The organism is Streptomyces kronopolitis (assembly GCF_050953795.1).
Lineage (GTDB): Bacteria > Actinomycetota > Actinomycetes > Streptomycetales > Streptomycetaceae > Streptomyces > Streptomyces kronopolitis_A.
Genome location: NZ_CP191850.1, coordinates 7,429,458 through 7,448,466, shown reverse-complemented (window position 1 = coordinate 7,448,466; position 19,009 = coordinate 7,429,458). Strand labels below are relative to the sequence as shown.

The window sequence follows — 19,009 nt, the reverse complement described above, 5'->3', positions numbered from 1 at the left end:
CCTCTGGATGTGCCGTCATCGTAGGAGGCCGCCGGGGGCCGCGGGCTGTGAATTGGGTTGCGATTGTGTCCCGAAGGCGACCTTGTTTCCCGAAGTCCCTTAGATTGTGCCTGGTGGTGGGGAGTTGGGGGGAGGTGGGCCGATGATGCCCGGGACATGGGGCACTCAGCGGCCGGTGCGTGGTCTCGCCGCGCTCGGGTGCTGGGCGCTGTTGCTGGTGGTCTTGCTTCCGGTGCTGATCCTGCAGTCCACGGACACCCGGTTCGGTGCCGCGCTCGCCGTGCAGTGCGTGGTGGTGGTGCACACCGGTGCGGCGCTGGCGCGGGTACTGACGGACGTGCGGGCCCGGCTGATCGCGTTCGGCTTCTGGCTGTTCTCGTATGTGTGGCTGGGGCTGGCGCCGCTGGCCATGCTCGCGACGGACGCCTATCCGCGCGGGTTCGTCGTCGACGCGCACACCGCGTTCCTGACCACCCTCGTGGTGGAGGCGGGACTGCTCGCCTACAGCGGCGGATCGGCGGTGGCGAGGTGGCGGTCGGCGCGGACCTCCACGGTCCTCGAACCCCTCCTCGCCCGGCGGCTGTCGCCGGCACGGGTGCTGCTGCTGTGCGGTCTGGCGCTGCTGCTGGCCGTCGTGCTGATCCCCGGTCAGGGCGGGCTGTCGGCGTTCTTCCTCAGCCGGCAGGCGGCCAACGAGGCGGCGGCCGCGGCGGAGCCGGCCGCCTCGGCGGACCGGGCGATGGCCGCCTGGGCGCTGTCGGTGCCGGCGTTCTGGGCGCTGGTGGCGCTGGTGCACGTGCCGCGGTTCACCGCCGGTGACCGGACGCTGCGCGGGTTACGGTGGCTGCTGCTGCCGCTGCTGGTCGCGGTGAACGTCACCGTCAACAACCCCATCAGCCAGCCGCGGTTCTGGGCCGGGACGGTGTTGCTGGCACTGCTCTTCAGCGCGTCCTGGCTGCGCGGGCCGCGGGCGTTCCGGCTCGGTGCCGCGGGCGTGGCGGCCGTGGTGCTGGTGGTCTTCCCGTACAGCGACTACTTCCGCTACGACAAGCGGGAGCCGGTCAAGGTGGTCTCGCTCGCCGAGCAGTTCACCTCCAACGGCGACTACGACGCCTTCCAGCAGGTCGAGACGGGTGTGGACTACGTCCGCACGCACGGCTTCACCCCGACTGCGGCGCTGGGGCCGCCCCTGTTCTTCGTGCCGCGCGCCGCCTGGCCCGGCAAGCCCGACGACGCGGGGATCCTGCTCGCCCGGCACGCGGGCTACACGTTCACCAATCTGTCCGCGCCGCTGTGGGTCGAGACCTACATGTGGGCGGGCTTCCCGTCGGTCATCGCCGTCTTCGGTCTGATCGGCGCGGTGGGGCGGCGCGTCGACGACCTGCGCCACCGGCTGCGGCGCCACCGCGGCACCCTCGCGGCGCTGGTGGTGCCGGCGTTCGGCTTCTACCAGCTGGTGTTGCTGCGCGGCAGTCTCATGGCCATCGTGGGTCCGCTGGCGCTGCTGGTGTGCATCCCACTTCTGATCACCCGTAAGGCGGGACGGCGGGCCCTGCCGCCGTCCGCGGCACCGACCGCGAGCGCACCGGAGCCCCGGCCCCGTCGCGATGCCTTGTCGCTACCCACAGGAGGAGCACGTACGTGAGCGTCTTCGACGAGCCCGCGGAGGAGCCGGACCAGATCCGTGACCAGTTGCGCCAGCTCTTCCGCTATCGCGCTTTGCTGGTGCTCGGGCTGCTCCTGGGCATGCTCGGCGGCGCCGCCGTGTCCGTGCTCGGCGGCTCGACGTACACGGCCACCGGAGAGGTGGTGGTGCATGCGATCAGCACGGCCCCCTTCGAGGCCGGCGGTGTCTCGGCGGACAAGCAGATCAGCATGGGCACCGAGCGGCAGATCGCACAGAGCGCCTCGGTCGCGGCCGGTGCGGCGAAGTCCCTGCGGATCAGCACCGACCCGGCCAAGCTCCAGCGGGATCTGCGGGTGAGCAATCCGCCCGAGACCCAGACCCTGCTGTTCGAGTACAGCGCGGACTCCGCGGACCGGGCCTCCGATCTCGTCAACGCGTTCGTGCAGGCGTATCTCGACTACCGGCAGGACGCCGCGACGAAGCGGATCGACAAGACCGTGAGCAAGCTCGGCGACGAGCTGAAGCCCCTGCAGGACCAGCGCAAGGTGCTGGACCGGCGGATCGCGAACGCCGGCGGCGGTGGGGGGCGGGCCACCGACGAGTCCGAGCGCAGCAATCTGGTGTCGGAGATAGCGGATCTGCAGGGGCGGATCTCCAGTCTGAAGTCCCTGGACACCACCCCCGGCGACATCGTCCGCAAGGGCGACCCGCCGGCCTTCCCGTCGAGCCCCGGGCTGGCGATGATGCTGCTGACCGGCGCGGTGGTCGGTATGGTGCTGGGCATTCTGGCGGCCTGGGTGCGTTCGGTGCTGGAGCCGCGGGTGCGGTCGGTGGCGGATGTGCAGGACAATCTGCGGGCGCCGGTGCTGGGCATCCTGCCGCGCCGGCAGGGCGGCACCGGGGTGCTGGAGGTCGGCCGGGCGGGCCGGGGCAACCGTGCGGAGGCCTATCGCACCATCGCCTTCCGGCTGGCGCACGACCAGCGCTTCGCCGGGCGGGGCAGCCTGCTGGTCGTCGCGCCCCGGGAGCACTCCGACGCCGTGTCCGTGGCGGTCAACCTGGCCGGTGCGTTCGCCGAGATCGGCAGCGACATCCTGCTCGTCGAGGCCGATCTGCGCACCCCCGGGCTGGCCCGGCAGCTGCCGGTGCACCCCGGTCACGGCCGTCCGGTGCCGGGCGGCTGGGCCAACGGTGAGCGGCTCGCGGTGGACGCGGGCGTCGACGGGCGCTTCGACCTGCTGCCCGGCCGCGAGGTGCCCAACCCCGCCCGGGCACTGGCCTCCGCGGAGTTCGCCCGGCTGCTGAACGCGCCGTCGGGCCCGGATGAACACGTCGTGGTCGTCACCGGCCCGCTGCTCGCGCACGCGGACGGCCTGGCCGTTGCCAAGCAGGCGGCCGGCGTGGTGGTGGTCTGCGATCTCAACGAGGTCCGCCGCGACGATCTGGACCGGGTGTGGGAGCTGATCACCGGGGCCGGCGGCCACATCCTGGGTGCCGTGCTGGACAAGGGCAGCCACGGGCCGGCGCTGCGCCGCTTGTCGGACGGCGGGCCGACCCACCGCAAGCGCGGCCGCGGCCGCCCGCGGGCCGCCGCGGCGACCCCGCCGCCGGTGCCCGGCCCGGCGCCCCGCACCGGCTCGGCGCCGGTCGCAGGATCGCCCCTGGACGCCGACACCACCACGCTCCGCAGGTGACGGCCATCGGCCCGGCCGGCCCGTCGGCGCCCCCGGCCCCCGCGCGGTCCGCGGCGGCCGGGGGCGCGGTCGCCGGCACGGCCCGCGGCAGCGTGTTCGGCCTGGCGGGTTCGGCCGCCAACGCCCTGTTCGGGTTCGTCCTGGTGGCCGTCGTCACGCACGGTCTGGGGGCCCGCGGAGCCGGCGCGGTCTTCACCGGCGTCGCGGCCTTCACCATCCTGAGCAACGCGCTGAAGCTGGGTGCCGACACCGCGCTGGTCCGGTTCGTCTCCCGGGACCTGGAACTCAGCGGTGGCGCCGGTGTGCCGGCCCTGCTGCGGACCGCGGTCCTGCCGACGCTGCTGGCGAGCACCGCGGGGGCGGCGGTGCTGTGGTGCTCCCCCGGCCTGGCCGGCTGGCTGCTGCCCGACCTGCCTACGGGTCAGGCCGTGCTGTTGCTGCGGCTGTTCGCGGTCTTCCTGCCGGTGACGACGGTGGCGCTGGTGCTGCTCGGCGCCACCCGGGGGTACGGCTCGGTGGTGCCGTTCGTCGGCGTGGAGCAGATCGGCAAACCGGCGCTGCGGGTGCTGCTCGCGGTGCCCCTGGTCCTGCTCGCGCCGGGCGTGACCGGGCTGTCGGCGGCCTGGCTCGCGCCCGGGGTGCTGGGCGCGGTGGCGGCCTGGGTGTCGCTGCGCCGGTCCCTTCGCCGGCATCCGGGAAGCGGCCGACCGCCGTCGCAGTCACGGGAGTTCTGGTCCTTCGCCGGGCCGCGCGCGGTGTCCTCGGTCTTCGACATCACCGCGGTGTGGATCGGTGTGATCCTGCTGTCGGTGCTGGGCAGCGGCACCGAGGCCGGCATCTACACGGCGATCGGACGGCTGGTCACCGCCGGGACACTGCTCCAGCTGGCGATCCGGCTGGCGGTGGCTCCCCAGATCAGCCGGCTGCTGGCGGGCGGCGACGAGCCGGGGGCCCACCGGCTGCACCGGCTGTCGACCCGCTGGATCGCGCTGTTTTCCTGGCCGGTGTTCGTGGTCCTGGCGGCGTTCCCGGGGACCGTGCTCTCGCTGTTCGGCCCGGGGTTCGCCGGCGGCGGCTCGGCGGGGCTGCTGACGGTCGCGGTGGCGTGCCTGGTCAATGTGGGCGTCGGCAACGCGCAGACGGTCCTGCTGATGGCCGGGCGAAGTGTCTGGAATCTGGTGGTCGCCGGCGCCGCTTTCGTGGTCCAACTGGGCAGCGGGGTATGGCTGGTGCCGCGGTACGGGGTCCTGGGGGCGGCGGTGTCCTGGGGGCTGGCGATCGTGGTGGACAACGTCGCCTCGGCGCTGCTGGCCCGCTACCGGCTGGGCTTTCGCACCGTCGACCGGGGGTACGTCCACGCCGCGGTCATCGCCGCCGGGACGGTGGCGCTCCCGGTGTTCGCCCTGCGGACGCTTTACGGGGACCGCGTTCCCGGTGCTGTCTTGGGAATTGTTTTAGCCATTGGGGCTTTCGGCGCGGCCGTCTGGCGCTATCGTTTGCCGCTGGGGGTAGGGGAGTTCTTCGGAGCGCTGCGCAAGCGCGGTTCGGGAAACTCGTGAGGAACATCGGGACCATTTCCGCACAGAACGCGTCTGGTTCCCGCTCCCTATCCTGACAATTCCAATCGCGCCATGCTTCCAGGGGGGACCTGTGCGCCAAAGAAACAAATCAGCCCATCTCTTGCTGGCCGCCGCGGTGCTGGGCACCGCGTCGGCAGCACTCGCCGCCGGTCCCGCTCAGGCCACCGGCGAAACCACCCTGACCGCGGATCCGCTGAGCACCTGGCAGACCGACGGCATCGTGTGGTCCATGGCCTACGCCAAGGGGATCGTCTACGTGGGCGGCACCTTCAGCCACATCCGGCCGCCGGGCACCGCGCCCGGCGCCAGTGGTGAGCTGGCCCGCACCAACTTCGCGGCGTTCGACGCCAAGACGGGTGCCCCGCTGCCGTGCGCTCCGGCGTTCACCGGCGGGACCGGCACGATCCGCGCCATGAAGGCTTCGCCCGACGGCTCGACGATCTACATCGGCGGCTCGTTCGGCAAGGCCGGCCCGGTGGGCCGGTCCAACACGGCCTCGCTCAACACCGCCGACTGCACCATCGGCGACGACTGGAAACCGACGGTCAGCTCGACCGTGCGGGCCATCGACGTGACCGACGACTCCGTCTACATCGGCGGCGGGTTCGGCACGGTCCAGGGGCAGACCCGCGAGCGGGTCGCCGCGCTGCGGCCGGACGGCACCCTGCTGCCGTTCAAGGCGACGATCCGTGGTTCCTCGGTGGGCAACGACCCCACACCGGCGGTCAATGCCCTGACGGTCGCGCCCAAGCTCAACAAGGTCATCATCGGCGGCCGGTTCACCTCGGTGAACGGCAGCCTGTTCACCGTGCACGCGCTGGCCGGGCTGGACGCGACCACGGGCAAGGTGGTCGACTCCTTCACCGGCTGGATCCCCAGCCGCTCCGCGGTCAAGGCGCTCGCCAACGACGGCACCAACTTCTATCTGGGCGCCGAGGGCACCGGCGGCGGGGTCTTCGACGGCCGGGCCGCCGGCCGGCTCTCGGACGGCGCGCAGCTCTGGAAGGACACCTGCCTGGGAGCCACCCAGACCGTGCTGCCGTACAAGGGCGTCCTCTACAGCGGCTCGCACGCGCACGACTGCTCCAACACCCCGGGCGGGTTCACGGACATCAGCAACCGCCAGCACTTCCTGGCGCAGTCGATCTCCGACAAGACGATCCTGCCGTGGTTCCCGGACACCAACGACGGGATCGGCGAGCAGATCGGCCCGCGGACGATGACCATGGCGGACGGCATCCTGTGGGCGGGCGGCGAGTTCACCACCGTCAACGACGCCCCGCAGCAGGGCCTGACCCGGTTCGCGGCCGGTCCGGACACCGGGGCGCCGCAGGTGCCGCTGCTCAGCGGCGCGAGCGGGTCCCGGGGGAAGGTCACGCTGAAGTGGAAGGCCTCGTGGGACCGCGACAACGGGGTGCTGACCTACAAGATCTACCGCGACGGTGTCTACCTGACCTCGGTCAGCCAGGACTCGCGCTACTGGAACCGGCCCGACATGAGTTACACGGACACCGTCGACCCGGGGTCCGAGCACCGTTACTCGATCGAGGTCACCGACGGCACCAACGTGTCGGGACGCAATGGGCCGGTCTATGTGACGGCCAGGAACTGACCGTATACCGAGTGGGGGGTATATGACGCACCGAGTAGGTTACGCGCCCGGGGTCTACGACCTTTTCCACGTCGGGCACCTGAACATTCTCCGGCACGCCAAAAGCCAGTGCGACTATCTGGTGGCGGGCGTGGTCTCGGACGAAATGGCGGTCCAGGCCAAGGGAAAGTCACCGGTTGTTCCGCTCACCGAGCGGCTGGAGATCGTACGCAGTGTCCGGTTCGTGGACGCGGCGTTCGTCGAGACGGTGCCCGACAAATTGGAGACCTGGCAGCAGGTGCGGTTCGACGTCATCTTCAAGGGCGACGACTGGCGCGGAACGGCCAAGGGCGACAAGCTCGAAAAGGACTTCGCGACGGTCGGGGTCGATGTGATCTATTTCCCCTACACCGTGCACACGTCGAGTTCCTTGCTGCGCAAGGTGCTTGACGGGCTCGCGGACTCGGCGTGAGCTGACGCGCCGGCCTGGCATCTCGTCCAGGCCGGCGCATCGGCTCGCCCGGTGGGCGGGTGCCGCCGCCCGTCAGCGGGTGAGGGCGGACAGCTCGCGGTACCACTTGACCAGGAACGCGACCATGAAGAGCACATGGGCGGCGAGCAGCGCGCAGTACAGCGCCACGAACACCTCCCGGCTGCCGAACAGCAGGAAAACCGCGCAGAAGACCCCGTAGTCGACGGGCAGCAGGGCGACGGAGCGCAGGGTGGAGGCGGGTGCCGCGGGCGCCGGGCCGTCCGCGTCGTTCCGCAGCCGCGCGGCGCGCTTGAGCTGTTCGGTGAGGATCCCGCCGAAGAAGACCATCACCGCGGTGAACTGGAACGCGATGGGAAGGAACAGATACCGAGGATCGGAGAATCCGAAGTAGCGGTAGAACGAGAGCAGCACGGCCATGTGGAGGGCGAGCATCTTGGCGCAGTCGACCACATGGTCCAGCCACTCCCCCGCGGCACTTCCGGTCCCGGTCAGCCGGGCGAGCTGCCCGTCGGCGGAATCGAGCGCGAATCCGACGACCAGCGCCGCGAAGATGCCGAGGGCCGCGGCGGGCGAGGGGCGCAGCACTGCGATCATGACGACACCGGCGAAGGTGAATGCCCCGCTGATCAGGGTGATCTGATTTGGTGTCAGTTTCATGCTGTAGCCCGCGGCGGCCAGTATCCGGCCGGCCGGACGGTTCACATAGCGCGAGTACAGGGACACCCCCTTCGCGGATTTCTGGGCCGCCGACAGCTGTCTGATCGCATATCCGAACTGACTCATATTCCCCACCTGATGAATGGACCCCCGAAGGAGCAACATCATGGCAGGCAGGACCTCTCCGTCAACCGGTGGCGCCACCCGCCGGACACTGCTGGCGGGCACGGCCGCCGCGCTGACCGGCGCCCTGTCCGGGTGCGACACGGCGCCGCCTGCCGACCGGCAGACCTCCGACGACGCCGGGGCTCCGGTGGTCACCGGCCACAAGCCGAAGGGCAAGGACGTCATCGACGTGGTGGCGGACTGCGGTGCCAAGGGCGACGGACGCACCGACGACAGCCGGGCGTTCGCCCGCGCGTACTCCTACGCGGCCGGCCGGGTGTGGGACCACATCGGCCGGACGGTGGTCGACATACCGGCCGGCACCTACCTCATCCGTGCCCCCGACGCGCTGCTCAACGCCCGTAAGGGAAAGCTCAAGGCCAACGGCTTACGGTTCCGCGGGGCCGGCAAGCGCATGACCCAGCTGATCTTCGCGCCGCACCGGGCCGAGGACGCCTATCTGTGCCGCAACGAGGACAGCTGGGCGAATGTGGCCTTCGAGCAGCTCGGCTTCGCCTGCGGCACCCCCGGCGCCTCGTTCTTCTACTCGTACTCGACGGGGCAGGCGCAGGACTACCGGTTCACCGAGTGCGAGTGGACCGGCGAGTGGACCTACGGGGTCGCGCTCGACGGCAGCAACACCAACTCCGAGATGCGCTGGGACGCCTGCCGGGTGGGCGGCGCCTACCGCAAGGCGTTCCTGTACTCCGGGCTGTCGCAGAACTCGCTGAGCCGCAAGCAGCAGGACCAGTTCCTCAACTACTGGTTCAACGACATGAAGGTCGAGTACTCCTGGGGCAACTTCCTGGAGTTCCCCTACGGCGGCTCCATCACCTGCCGCGGCGGCTCCTACATCGTCACCGGCAGCCGCCCCGAGGAGTCCCCCGACTACGGGCGCACCAGCACCTTCTTCCGCTTCCCGCGCGGTCCGCACCACGACTCCGTCCAGCGCTTCCACGCCGAGGACATCCGCTTCGAGGTGCGCACCCCGGACACCGTCGTGATGGACTGCGCCTGGGACAGCGGCACGGTGCACTTCAATGACTGCGACGACACCGCGAACGCCTTCAAGTCGTTCGCGCAGGACAGCCGCCCGCACCGCTACCGCATCGGCGCGCGCGGCCCGCTGGTGCGCTACGACTCGTGCCAGCTGTCGGGGCAGCACTCCTACGAGCCGGACGGCACCGGCGGGGCGGGCCCCCGGGCGCGCTACGACATGTGCCACTTCCGCAATCACTCCCAGCAGGACTTCATCGCCGGCTCGGGCGACCGGGTGAGCTTCGTCGACTGCCTGGGGTCCTGACGTGCCGGGCGGGCCGGGCCGCGCGTGCCGGGCCCGCCCGGAACACACCGGCCCGGATATCCGCCGCGCCGGGCGCCCCGATCGCCGACGGTGATCAACGGCACACGTACTGGCCAGTAGCGTTACTGCCGTGCGGGCCTAGAGTGAGGCCCGAATGGCACCGCCGGAGTCCCGGCGGCGGCCCGTCCTGTGAGCCGACCAGGGAGACTGCATGCGCTCTCCGAAGGATTTCTTCCGCCCGCTGGCCGTCGGGGCGCCGACACCGGTCCGCGAGGTACCGTTCCGGCCGTCCCGGATGATCCACTTCTTCGACCCGGGCAACGAGAAGATGGCCGCGAAGGTGCCGTCGATCGCGCCCACCGTGGACATCCTGCTGGGCAATCTGGAGGACGCGGTCGCCGCCGACCGCAAGGAAGCGGCCAGGTCGGGCCTGGTGAAGATCGCCAAGGCCACGGACTTCGGCGACACCCAGCTGTGGACCCGGATCAACAGCCTCGACTCGCCGTGGGCACTGGACGATCTGCTGACGCTGGTCACCGAGATCGGCGACAAGCTGGACGTCGTCATGGTGCCGAAGGTGGAGGGCGCCGAGGACATCCACTACGTCGACCGGCTGCTCGCCCAGCTGGAGGCGAAGGCACAGATCCAGCGGCCGATCCTGGTGCACGCCATCCTGGAGACCGCGACCGGCGTCGCCAACGTCGAGGAGATCGCCGGCGCCAGCCCCCGGATGCAGGGCATCTCGCTCGGTCCCGCCGACCTGGCCGCCAGCCGCCGGATGAAGACCACCCGGGTCGGTGGCGGACACCCCGGCTACCTGGTCCGGGAGGACCCGCACGGCGAGGACGGCACCGCACCGCGGGCGACCTTCCAGCAGGACCTGTGGCACTACACCCTGGCGCGCATGGTCGACGCCTGTGCGGCGCACGGCATCCTGCCGTTCTACGGGCCGTTCGGTGACATCAAGGACACCACGGCCTGCGAGGACCAGTTCCGCAACGCCTTCCTGCTCGGCTGCGTCGGCGCCTGGAGCCTGCACCCGGTACAGATCGGCCTCGCCAAGAAGGTCTTCTCGCCGGCGCCCGCCGACGTCGCCTGGGCCCGCAAGGTCATCGGCGCCATGGGCGACGGCACCGGCGCGGTGATGATCGACGGCAAGATGCAGGACGACGCCACCTACAAGCAGTGCCGGGTGGTCGTCGAACTCGCGGAGGCCCTCGCCGCCCGCGACCCCGAACTGCGTGACGCCTACGCGGCGGCCGAGACCCGGCAGAACGAGGAGTAAGTCCCATGTCCGACGCGATCCTGCGACCGCGCCGCTCCGTGCTCTACATGCCCGGCGCCAACGAACGCGCACTGGAGAAGGCCAAGTCCCTCCCCGCCGACGCGCTCATCCTCGACCTGGAGGACGCCGTCGCGCCCGACGCGAAGGCCGAGGCCCGCAAGCGGGTGGCGGCCGCCGCGGCCAGTGGTGAGTACGGCTTCCGCGAGGTGACGATCCGGGTCAACGCCCCGGGCACCGCCTGGCACGACGACGATCTGCGGGCCGCGGCCGAGGCGGGCCCGGACGCCGTGGTGGTGCCCAAGGTGGAGTCCGCCGACACCGTGCGCGCCGTGGAGCGTGCGCTGGAGGCGGCCGGCGCACCGGACCACACGGCCATCTGGGCCATGGTCGAGACACCGCGGGCGATGCTCGACGCCCGTGCGGTGGCCGCCGCCGGCGAACGACTGACCGTTCTGGTGATGGGCACCAACGACCTGGCCAAGGAGCTGCACGCCGAGCACGTCCCCGGCCGGGCCCCGCTGCTGACCGGGCTGTCGCTGGCGCTACTGGCGGCGCGGGAGTCCGGCAAGGTGATCCTGGACGGCGTCTACAACGACGTGAAGGACGCCGAGGGCTTCGAGGCCGAGTGTGTGCAGGGGCGGCAGTTCGGTTTCGACGGCAAGACGCTGATCCACCCGTCGCAGGTGGCACCGTGCAACCGGGTGTTCGCGCCGTCGCCGGAGCAGATCGCCCGGTCCCGGCGGATCATCGACGCCTTCGAGGAGGCCACCCGCGAGGGCCGCGGCGTGGTCACCGTCGACGGGCGGCTGATCGAGAACCTGCACGTCGAGGACGCCCGCCGGATCCTCGCCCTGGCCGACGCGGTCGCCGGACGCGAGTGAGCGTCATCTGATCCGACGGCATGTCAGATGCTCTCGGCCGGCGGTCTGTTGGAGCCGCCGGCCGAGGAGGGGGAGGGCCGGGGCCGGCGCTGTGGTGACGCCGGCCCCGGCCGTCACGTACCGGTCCTCACGCACCCGGCCGTCACGCGTCCGACCGGCTCCGGGGGCCGTCGCGGTGAATCCACTCATCGGACAGGGTGAATCACGGGTGCCGGAGGTTGCCCGCCCCTGGTGGTGCGGGGCATCCGGGATAGCAAGATCCCGGGTACCAACCATGAGGTGCACACAGTGAAGAACACGGCACGCGTCCACACCGTGATCGCAGGAGCCTGCGGCCTGCTCCTGGCCGCCGGCGGGGCCCCGGCATGGGCCGGGTCCGGCGGGGACGGGGTCTCGAACAGCACCACCGTCGCCCGCTTCGACGCCAAGTTCCACTGCGGCCACCGGGCCCGATTCTGCGTCAACGGTCCGGTGCTCAGCGGAAACCCCGGCCGGGCGCAGAACGTCAACGTCTCCGGCACGGTCAGCAACAGCGGCAGCCCGACCAACACCAACGCCAACACCAACTCCGACACCGGTGGGACGACCGGCACCGCCACCAAGAGCAGCAACAACCAGCAGCACCTCGGCAGTGACGGGGAGCAGACGCTGTGACCGTGCGCTGAGCCCCTGCGGGCCCGCACGCACGCGGGGCCCGCGCGGCAGCAAGCGCGACGGTGGGCGCCCGGCACCTTCGCCGGGCGCCCACCGGGCCGCTCACGGACGGCACGGTAGGCCGCGCCGTCCCCGGGTCAGCGGCGGAAGAGACCGCCGAGGCCCCCGATGACCCGCTGCACATTGTTGTTGCTGCCCGACGCGGCACCCGTGGCGGAGTCGGCGCTGTTGGTCGACCCGTTGGTGTTGGAGAGATTGCCGCTGTTGTTCGGGTTCCCGTGGTTGAAGAAGTTGCCGCTGTTCAGGCTGTTTCCGCTGTTCACGGGCCCGTTGATGCAGGAGTGGGGCGAGGCGAGCTGCGGCGACCGGTAGTGGATCTGGCCGAGGCGGTTGTTGCAGAGCACCCCGTTGACCGTGCCGGTCACCGTGCCGATGTCGGCGTCCGCCACCGCCGAGAGCAGTGAGTCGCCCGGGAGCGTCACGGCCTGCGCCGTCCCGCTGCCGAGCATCATCAGCCCGCATGTCCCGACGATGGTTCCTGCCTGCACGATACTTCTCACGTCGCTCCTCGCCTCCGCATCCGTCCGGTGCAGACGTATCGTCCTGCCGTCGGCGTCCGGGAGTCTCGTTCAACCCGCGGGAGCAAACCACCCGCCGCCCACAATCCACCGGGTGGCCCAACAGCTCCCGCCCGGCACGGGCTCGGGCCGGGGTGCCGCGGGCGGTGCGGTACGTCCGTCAGGTGACGCTGTGCGGATGGCAGGCCGTCGCCGAGCGGGGCGGCCAGGTCTGCGGCGCGAGGATGCCCAGGACGTAGGCGCGGGCGACGAGGGCGGGTCTGGTCGGTGCGTCCAGCAGGTCCCGCAGCCGGCTGAGGTGGTAGTCGACGGTCTGCCGGGAGAGGTGCAGGGAGCCGGCGATCTCCGCGTTGCTGTGGCCGGCGGCCAGCAGGGACAGCAGCCGCACCTGCGTGGCCGTCAGTGCGGGACCGGACTCGTGCGCGATGCCCTGGTGGGTGACGACCGCCCAGACGCTGCTGGCGCGGCCCGCGCTGCGGCCCACGGTCGTCAGATGCAGCCGGGCGCGGCGCTGGCGGCCGCGGGCGTCCACGAACAGGGCGGAGGTCTGGATCCGCCGGCTGCGGCGTGCGATCAGGTCGTGCCAGCTGCGCCGCAGGCCGGTTAATTCCGGGGCGGGCGCCAACAGTGTGTGCGCGCGCCGGCCGACGAGGTCCGACAGCCGGGTCTGCAGGAGTTCGGCGGCGGCCGCGCTGGCCTGCCGGATGCGTCCGCCCGCCGATATCAGGGCGCAGGGCAGCCCGCTCTGGTCGCGCAGCGCGTGCAGGTGCTCCTCGGCCTCGTGGCGCTGGTGCAGGGCCCGGGTGTAGTCGCTGATGTCGATGTAGATGCCTGCCACACAGGTCTGGCCGTCTTCCAGGACGGGGAAGCGGTGACCCGCCGCGTGTCCGCTGCCGCCGTCGAAGCGGTGGTAGGTCAGGGTGTGCCGGACCGGTTTGCCGCGGGCGAGCACCTCCCGGTCCAGGGCGAGGACCTGGGCCGCGTCGTCGGGGCCGTCGACGTCGGTGACGGATCTGCCGATGATGCTCTCCGGTGTGGTGCCGTAGAGGTGCGCGTAGGCGTGGTTGGTCCACAGGTAGCGCCCGCTCGCGTCCCGGATGAAGGCCGCGGCGGGGGCGAGGTCGGCGAAGGCGTCGTAGCGGCGGGGGTCGGGCGTCCGCGTGCCGACCTCCACGGCCAGCCCGCGGGAGCGGCCCTGCCGGGGCACGCCGAGGGGCCAGTTGACATCGAAGGTGCGGCCGTCGAACTGGGCCTGCCAATGGCTTGTTTCCGTGGGTGCGGCGGGCTCGGGAAGCTCCGCGCGCACGGCGTCGAGGAAGCGCTGGGCGGTGCTCGTGTCATCGAAGGCCCCGCCGCCGCTGTCGATCACCCGCAATTCACGGTCGGCCTCCCACCAGGACACCGGAAGGTTTTCGAGCAGCGACTTCAGACTGGTCTCGTCCACGACGGGCCCCTCTGCAAGGAAGAGTTCAACGGATGTGCACGGCGCGTCACCGCCATGCGTGTCCCTCAGCGTTGTGCGGCATGCCCGGTTCTCGGCCGATCTCACGGCGGGCCGGGCAACGGTGTGCCACACGGCGGCCCTACGGCATCACGGAACCTTCACGGCGAAGCGACCATATCCGCAACTCTGGCATTTGCCTGAGCGATGTCGGCCCGATCCGGGGAACAAGGTCCCGCACGGCTGCTTCGCTTGGAGGCGGCGTGTGGACGACGTGGTCCACGCGCCTTCAGCCGTCCATGGTTCCTGCCCGTTTGACGATGAAGAGGAGTCGGATTCCAGTGAGCAAGGTGCTGTTCGTATATGCCAAGGGTGGACCGCCCTTGGGGTATGCCCTGTCACGGGTCGCCGCACGGTCGGCAGTGCACCTGCTGGCGCTCAGCGCGCTTCCGCCCACCGTCGCCGCGTCGGTGGACCGGCTGTGTGATTCGGTGCTGAGCCCCTCCGAGGCGGAGCGGCGTGATCTGGTGTCCCTGATCGTCTCCCGGGCCCAGGCCGTCGGCGCGGACGCCGTCGTGACGTTCTCCGAGTACGCGGTGGTCGCGGTCGCCGAAGCCTGCGAGAAGCTCGGGCTCTCCGGGGCGGGCACCTCCTGTGCCCTCGCCCGGGACAAGCGGATGATGCGCCGCACATGGGAGGAACGGGGCATATCCCAGCCCCGGTTCCGGCCCGTCGCCTCCGAGGGCGATCTGCGCGACGCGGCCGCCACGCTGCGCTTCCCGCTGCTGCTGAAGGCCGCCTGGAGCGCCGGATCCACCGCGCACCGCACGCTGCGCGCGCCCGACGAGGTGCCGTCGGCCTGGGAGCGGGCGCGGGAGGTGATGGCCGAATCCGCGCAGTTGGGATACGCCGAACTCCATGTCGCCGGGGCCGGGGCGGACTTCCTCGTCGAGGAGATCGTGCCGGGCACCGCGGCGGACTGGTTCGAGCAGGAGGGCTGGGGCGACTATGTGAGCGTCGAGGGCGTCGTCGTGGACGGCGACTTCCGCCCGGTCTGCCTCAGCGGGCGGATGCCGACGGTGGAGCCGTTCACCGAGCGCGCCGGGATCACTCCCGCGGCGCTGCCGGACGACGCCCAGCGGCGCATCGTGGACCTGGCCCGTGAGGCCGTCGACGCGCTGGGGCTGCAGACCTGCGGGACGCACACCGAGATCAAGCTCGGGGCGCACGGGCAGATGTGGGTGATCGAGACCGCCGCCCGGTTCGGCGGGGCGATGACCGTGCCGCAGATCGAGGAGGTCTTCGGCCTCGACCTCATCGGGATGCTCACCGACCACCTCCTGGGCCGTGCCGTGTCCTGGCCCGAGGAGGTCCGCACTCCGCTGGAGGCGCGCGGCGCGGCCGGCTCCCTGGTCGTCCTGGCCGTCGACGGTGACGGTGAGGCGTGGCCGGACCAGCGGGTCTGGGACTTCCCGACGGTGCGCGACGCCGTGCCGCTCAGCGTCGGCAGTCATCTGTCGGTGGTCGCCGAGAACTCACTGCCGGACGGGGCCCCGGTGCCGGTGTACGACCCGGCCGCCGGCGCCAACACCATGGCGGCGCTGTGTCTGCTGTCCGCCACCGACCCGGAGACGGTGCTGCGCGACTTCCGGACCCTGGTGGACGCGCTGCCCGGGATCCTGCCCACCGACGGCATCATGGAGGCGCAGTCATGACCACCACCGTCCTGCCCTCGGGCGCACCGGGGCCGGTCACCGACCGCACCGTCATCGGCGAGAACCTCTCGCTGCCGCTGTTCCGCAGCATCTCCGGCGTGCTGGCCGGCCACCCCTACCTCAAGGTCGTGGTGGACCGCACCGAGAACACCTGGCACCTGCTCGACACCGCCGTCCACCCCTTCCACGTCAACTACATCGCCCTGCGGGTCCTCGGGATGGACCTGGCGGACCTGGACTCCGGACTGGACGCCTTCAACGCCTCGGTCTATATGGACCCCGAGCGGCGGTTCCTGCTGGGCGTGCTCTCCTTGCACACCGACGAGGACACCGAGGGCCGCGAGCGGCCGTTCCTCGTGCTGGAGACGACCGAGGCCGACACCATGAACGGCCTGCTGCTGGAGGAGTTCTACACCTTCGTCCGCCACCGGGTCGACGGCCGGCTGCCGCTGCTGCTGAAGCCAGCGAACCACGGGCAGGAGCAGGAACTCGCCGCGATCAGCGACGTGCGGGTGCCGCGGATCCTGGGCCACGAGCTGTTCGGCAACCGCACCCGCACCGCGCTCAACCCCGGCGAGGCCGTCGGGCGGCTGCGCTACTTCCGTACCTCCGAGGAGTACGCGGCGGTGGCCGGCGAACTCGGCTGGTCGGACATCGTGGCCATGCCGTGCCTGCCCGACGACGTCCCGCGGGTGGCGGGCTTCCTCAACACCTCGCCCGGGACGCCGCTGTCGCACACCAATGTGCTGGCCTCCGGCTGGGGCATCCCCAACGCGATCGTGCGCGACCTGGACCGCCTCGTCGAGCGGGACGCGCTGGACGGAGCCTGGGTCCGCTACCGGGTGCAGGACGACGAGATCAGCCTCGTCCCGCTGGCCCACGCCCCGGACCTGGACGCCCCTACCTGGCACCAGCAGCGCATCCGGATGGAGCCGCCGCTCCTGGAGGACGTGCCCGCGCTGGCCCTGCACCGGCTGCGCCGCGCCGACCACGACCGCTACGGCACCAAGGCCGCCAACCTCGGCGAGCTGCACCACATCCTCGACAGCCGCAGCGTCGACCTCACGGCCTTCTACGGGCAGCCCAGGCCGCCGCGCGACCACCTCTACGGCCATCTCGCGGCGCGCCTGGGCCTGGCCGGACCGCCGGCGGAGGGTGAACTGCGGGCGGCGGCGGCCGACTTCGTGAGCGGGGTGATCGCGGCGCCCGAGGGCATCGCCCTGCCGTTCGCGCTCCAGCACCGCTTCTTGACCTCCTCCCCGGCCGTACAGCAGGGCATCGGCAAGCTGAAGATGGCCCTCGAACTCGACGCCGTCGACGTGCTGGACGCGCTCTGTCTGCATCTGCAACACCTCATCCGCAACACCCCCATGCCCGAGGACGTGACCCGGCAGATCACCCTGGCGCTGCCCGACGGTCCCGCCGCCGGCAGCCGTCTGGTGGTCCGTTCGTCCTCCAACGCCGAGGATCTGCCCGGGTTCTCCGCGGCCGGGGTCTACGACTCGATCACCACCGTCCACGGGGCGGAGGAACTCCTGGACGCGGTGCGGCAGGTGTGGGCCTCGCTGCTGTCGCCGCGCAGTGTCCGGCTGCGGCACCAGGCGGGGATCTCGCTGGACGACACCTACATGGGCGTGATCATCCAGCAGTACGTGCCGGCGGATCTCGGCGGTGTCCTGGTGACCTGCAACCCGACCCGCCGCGAGGACTTCCGCAACGTCTACCTCAACTGCTCCCCCGGCTCACCGGAGACGGTCGTCGACGGCACGACGCTGCCGCTGCAGTACCTGTACAACACGGTCGAGGGCGGCGGCCGCACCGTCGCGCTGGGCTCGTCGGGCCGGGACCTGCCCGGCACCACCCGGGACGGGCTGGCACAGCTGGCGCTGGCCGGGCGGCTGCTGCAGTCGCACTTCAGCGACGACGACGTGGACCACCCTCTGGACATCGAGTGGCTGATGACCGATCAGGGGGACTTCCGCCTGGTCCAGATCCGCCCCTACGCCCTGTGAGCGGCCCCCTCACCCGTCTGCGGCGCGCCCGCGGCTCAAAGGCCGGCGGTGCGTCCCTGACGCCGCGGGCCCGCCGGATCATCGGGCTCAACAACGGTTTCCAGCTGTTGTTCAACCTGCTGTGGTGGATGCCGGTCTTCTACGCCTACCAGCGTGAGGCGGGTCTGAGCGACGGGCAGATCTTCGGCATCCAGAGCATCTACTACGTCGCGTTCTGCCTCTTCGAGATCCCGACCGGGATCGTGGCCGACCGGATCGGGGCCCGCAACTGCCTGCGGGCCGGTGCCGTCGTGATGACCGCGGCGAACCTGACCCCGGTCCTGTCCCCCGGTTACACCGGGTTCCTGGTGCACTTCCTGGCCATCGCGGCCGGCCGCTCGCTGACCTCCGGCGCCGCCAGCGCCTATCTCTACGACGGTCTGGCGGCCGAGGGCGCCGGGGAGCACTACCTGAAGGCCGAGGGACAGGCGCGGGCGTGGGGGCTGGCGGCGAAGGTGCTGTGCTGGCCGCTGGTCGGGCCGCTGATGGCGCTGGCGCATCCCGCGCCGTACCTCCTCAGTGCGGCGAGCGCGGCGGGGTCGCTGGTCTGCGCCGTGGTGCTGCCGCGGCAGGCCGCGGCGCGGGCCGGCAACCCGGCCCGGGCCAAGGGGGCGCCGCGCGACGGTCTGGCGTTCCTGCGCGATGCCACCAAGGCGCTGCGCTGTGTGTGGGCCACCCCGTGGCTCGGTCTGCTCATGCTCCAGGGCGTCGCCGTCTTCACGCTCTCCCGGATCTGCCAGGTCAATCTCTTCCAGCCGGTGCTGCTGCACCACGGCATCTCCGAGAGTTCGTCCGGCGGGGTGCTGGCCGCGATGACCGTGGCGGAGGCGGTGGCCTCGGCCCGTCCGCAGTGGCTGGGCTCGCGGCTCTCGCCGGTGGCGTGGGTGTCGCTGCTCAGCCTCGCGATGGCGGCGGCGCTCGCGGGCAGCACCCTGGGCGGGCCGTGGGCCGTGATCGCCCTGCTGTGTGTGTTCGCCGCGGTCACCGGCTTCGCCTATCCGCTGCAGCGCAAGCTGGTCAACGACGCGATCCCGGCGGGGGCGCCGCGGGCCACGCTGCTGTCGGTGGAGAGCATCGTGGACCGCGGGGTGTGCGCGCTGGCGGCGGTGGCCGCGGGCGCCTACCTCTCGGCGGACCGGCTGGACGACCTGCTGTGGCACAGCGCACTGGTGACCGGGGTCGTGATGGTCGTGCTGCACCTGGTGCTGCGGCGGGCTCCGGGGCGCCGGCGCAAGGCGCCGGACGCGGAGCCGGTGCCGGAGCTGGTCACCACGGCAGGAAACCCCTGAGCGGC

General features: G+C 71.5%; 15 protein-coding genes. 12 read left to right on the top strand and 3 right to left on the bottom strand.

Annotated features, from left to right (window positions below; translation table 11 throughout):
• Nucleotides 1-142 precede the first annotated feature (142 nt).
• The 5 genes from ACQP17_RS32915 (at nucleotide 143) to ACQP17_RS32895 (ending at nucleotide 6,964) form a co-directional block, all read left to right on the top strand.
• Nucleotides 143-1,645, top strand: coding sequence for a hypothetical protein (locus ACQP17_RS32915; RefSeq protein WP_433859577.1), 1,503 nt, complete (start codon nucleotides 143-145; stop codon nucleotides 1,643-1,645).
• The gene (locus tag ACQP17_RS32910; protein ID WP_433859576.1) at nucleotides 1,642-3,321 is read left to right on the top strand and encodes a polysaccharide biosynthesis tyrosine autokinase; all 1,680 of its coding nucleotides are present in this window, start codon (nucleotides 1,642-1,644) and stop codon (nucleotides 3,319-3,321) included. The genes ACQP17_RS32915 and ACQP17_RS32910 overlap by 4 nt, the downstream gene beginning before the upstream one ends.
• On the top strand, nucleotides 3,318-4,880 hold the full coding sequence (locus ACQP17_RS32905) for an oligosaccharide flippase family protein (protein ID WP_433859575.1): 1,563 nt from the start codon (nucleotides 3,318-3,320) through the stop codon (nucleotides 4,878-4,880). The genes ACQP17_RS32910 and ACQP17_RS32905 overlap by 4 nt, the downstream gene beginning before the upstream one ends.
• Nucleotides 4,881-4,971: 91 nt before the next feature.
• Complete coding sequence (locus ACQP17_RS32900; RefSeq protein WP_433859574.1) at nucleotides 4,972-6,513, top strand: fibronectin type III domain-containing protein; 1,542 nt, start codon at nucleotides 4,972-4,974, stop codon at nucleotides 6,511-6,513.
• A 22-nt stretch (nucleotides 6,514-6,535) separates the two neighbouring features.
• The gene (locus tag ACQP17_RS32895) at nucleotides 6,536-6,964 is read left to right on the top strand and encodes an adenylyltransferase/cytidyltransferase family protein (protein WP_364874023.1); all 429 of its coding nucleotides are present in this window, start codon (nucleotides 6,536-6,538) and stop codon (nucleotides 6,962-6,964) included.
• A gap of 72 nt (nucleotides 6,965-7,036) precedes the next feature.
• Here the strand turns inward: ACQP17_RS32895 and ACQP17_RS32890 are convergent, their stop codons facing one another.
• Nucleotides 7,037-7,768, bottom strand: a complete 732-nt coding sequence (locus ACQP17_RS32890) for a CDP-alcohol phosphatidyltransferase family protein (protein ID WP_433859573.1) — start codon at nucleotides 7,766-7,768, stop codon at nucleotides 7,037-7,039.
• Between the two features lie 40 nt (nucleotides 7,769-7,808).
• Here ACQP17_RS32890 and ACQP17_RS32885 point away from each other — a divergent pair, with 40 nt between their 5' ends.
• The 4 genes from ACQP17_RS32885 (at nucleotide 7,809) to ACQP17_RS32870 (ending at nucleotide 11,930) form a co-directional block, all read left to right on the top strand.
• The gene (locus tag ACQP17_RS32885; protein ID WP_433859572.1) at nucleotides 7,809-9,110 is read left to right on the top strand and encodes a glycosyl hydrolase family 28-related protein; all 1,302 of its coding nucleotides are present in this window, start codon (nucleotides 7,809-7,811) and stop codon (nucleotides 9,108-9,110) included.
• Between the two features lie 211 nt (nucleotides 9,111-9,321).
• On the top strand, nucleotides 9,322-10,395 hold the full coding sequence (locus ACQP17_RS32880; protein WP_433859571.1) for an HpcH/HpaI aldolase/citrate lyase family protein: 1,074 nt from the start codon (nucleotides 9,322-9,324) through the stop codon (nucleotides 10,393-10,395).
• A 5-nt stretch (nucleotides 10,396-10,400) separates the two neighbouring features.
• Nucleotides 10,401-11,276 (top strand): HpcH/HpaI aldolase/citrate lyase family protein, encoded by an 876-nt coding sequence (locus ACQP17_RS32875; protein ID WP_433859570.1) that lies wholly within the window; start codon nucleotides 10,401-10,403, stop codon nucleotides 11,274-11,276.
• 288 nt (nucleotides 11,277-11,564) lie between these two features.
• Nucleotides 11,565-11,930: a hypothetical protein gene (locus ACQP17_RS32870; RefSeq protein WP_433859569.1), complete on the top strand. Its 366-nt coding sequence runs from the start codon at nucleotides 11,565-11,567 to the stop codon at nucleotides 11,928-11,930.
• Nucleotides 11,931-12,067: 137 nt separating this feature from the next.
• Here ACQP17_RS32870 and ACQP17_RS32865 read toward each other — a convergent pair whose 3' ends face one another.
• Nucleotides 12,068-12,478 carry a hypothetical protein gene (locus ACQP17_RS32865; protein WP_433860068.1) on the bottom strand — a complete coding sequence of 137 codons (411 nt, stop codon included), beginning with the start codon at nucleotides 12,476-12,478 and terminating at the stop codon, nucleotides 12,068-12,070.
• A 190-nt stretch (nucleotides 12,479-12,668) separates the two neighbouring features.
• On the bottom strand, nucleotides 12,669-13,952 hold the full coding sequence (locus ACQP17_RS32860) for a PAS domain-containing protein (RefSeq protein WP_433859568.1): 1,284 nt from the start codon (nucleotides 13,950-13,952) through the stop codon (nucleotides 12,669-12,671).
• Nucleotides 13,953-14,290: 338 nt separating this feature from the next.
• Here ACQP17_RS32860 and ACQP17_RS32855 point away from each other — a divergent pair, with 338 nt between their 5' ends.
• From ACQP17_RS32855 to ACQP17_RS32845, 3 genes are read left to right on the top strand one after another with little or no spacing between them, the layout of a single operon-like run.
• Nucleotides 14,291-15,664, top strand: a complete 1,374-nt coding sequence (locus tag ACQP17_RS32855) for an ATP-grasp domain-containing protein (RefSeq protein WP_433859567.1) — start codon at nucleotides 14,291-14,293, stop codon at nucleotides 15,662-15,664.
• Nucleotides 15,661-17,676 carry a PEP/pyruvate-binding domain-containing protein gene (locus ACQP17_RS32850; RefSeq protein ID WP_433859566.1) on the top strand — a complete coding sequence of 672 codons (2,016 nt, stop codon included), beginning with the start codon at nucleotides 15,661-15,663 and terminating at the stop codon, nucleotides 17,674-17,676. The genes ACQP17_RS32855 and ACQP17_RS32850 overlap by 4 nt, the downstream gene beginning before the upstream one ends.
• Nucleotides 17,673-19,004, top strand: coding sequence for an MFS transporter (locus tag ACQP17_RS32845; protein WP_433859565.1), 1,332 nt, complete (start codon nucleotides 17,673-17,675; stop codon nucleotides 19,002-19,004). The genes ACQP17_RS32850 and ACQP17_RS32845 overlap by 4 nt, the downstream gene beginning before the upstream one ends.
• Nucleotides 19,005-19,009 lie beyond the last annotated feature (5 nt).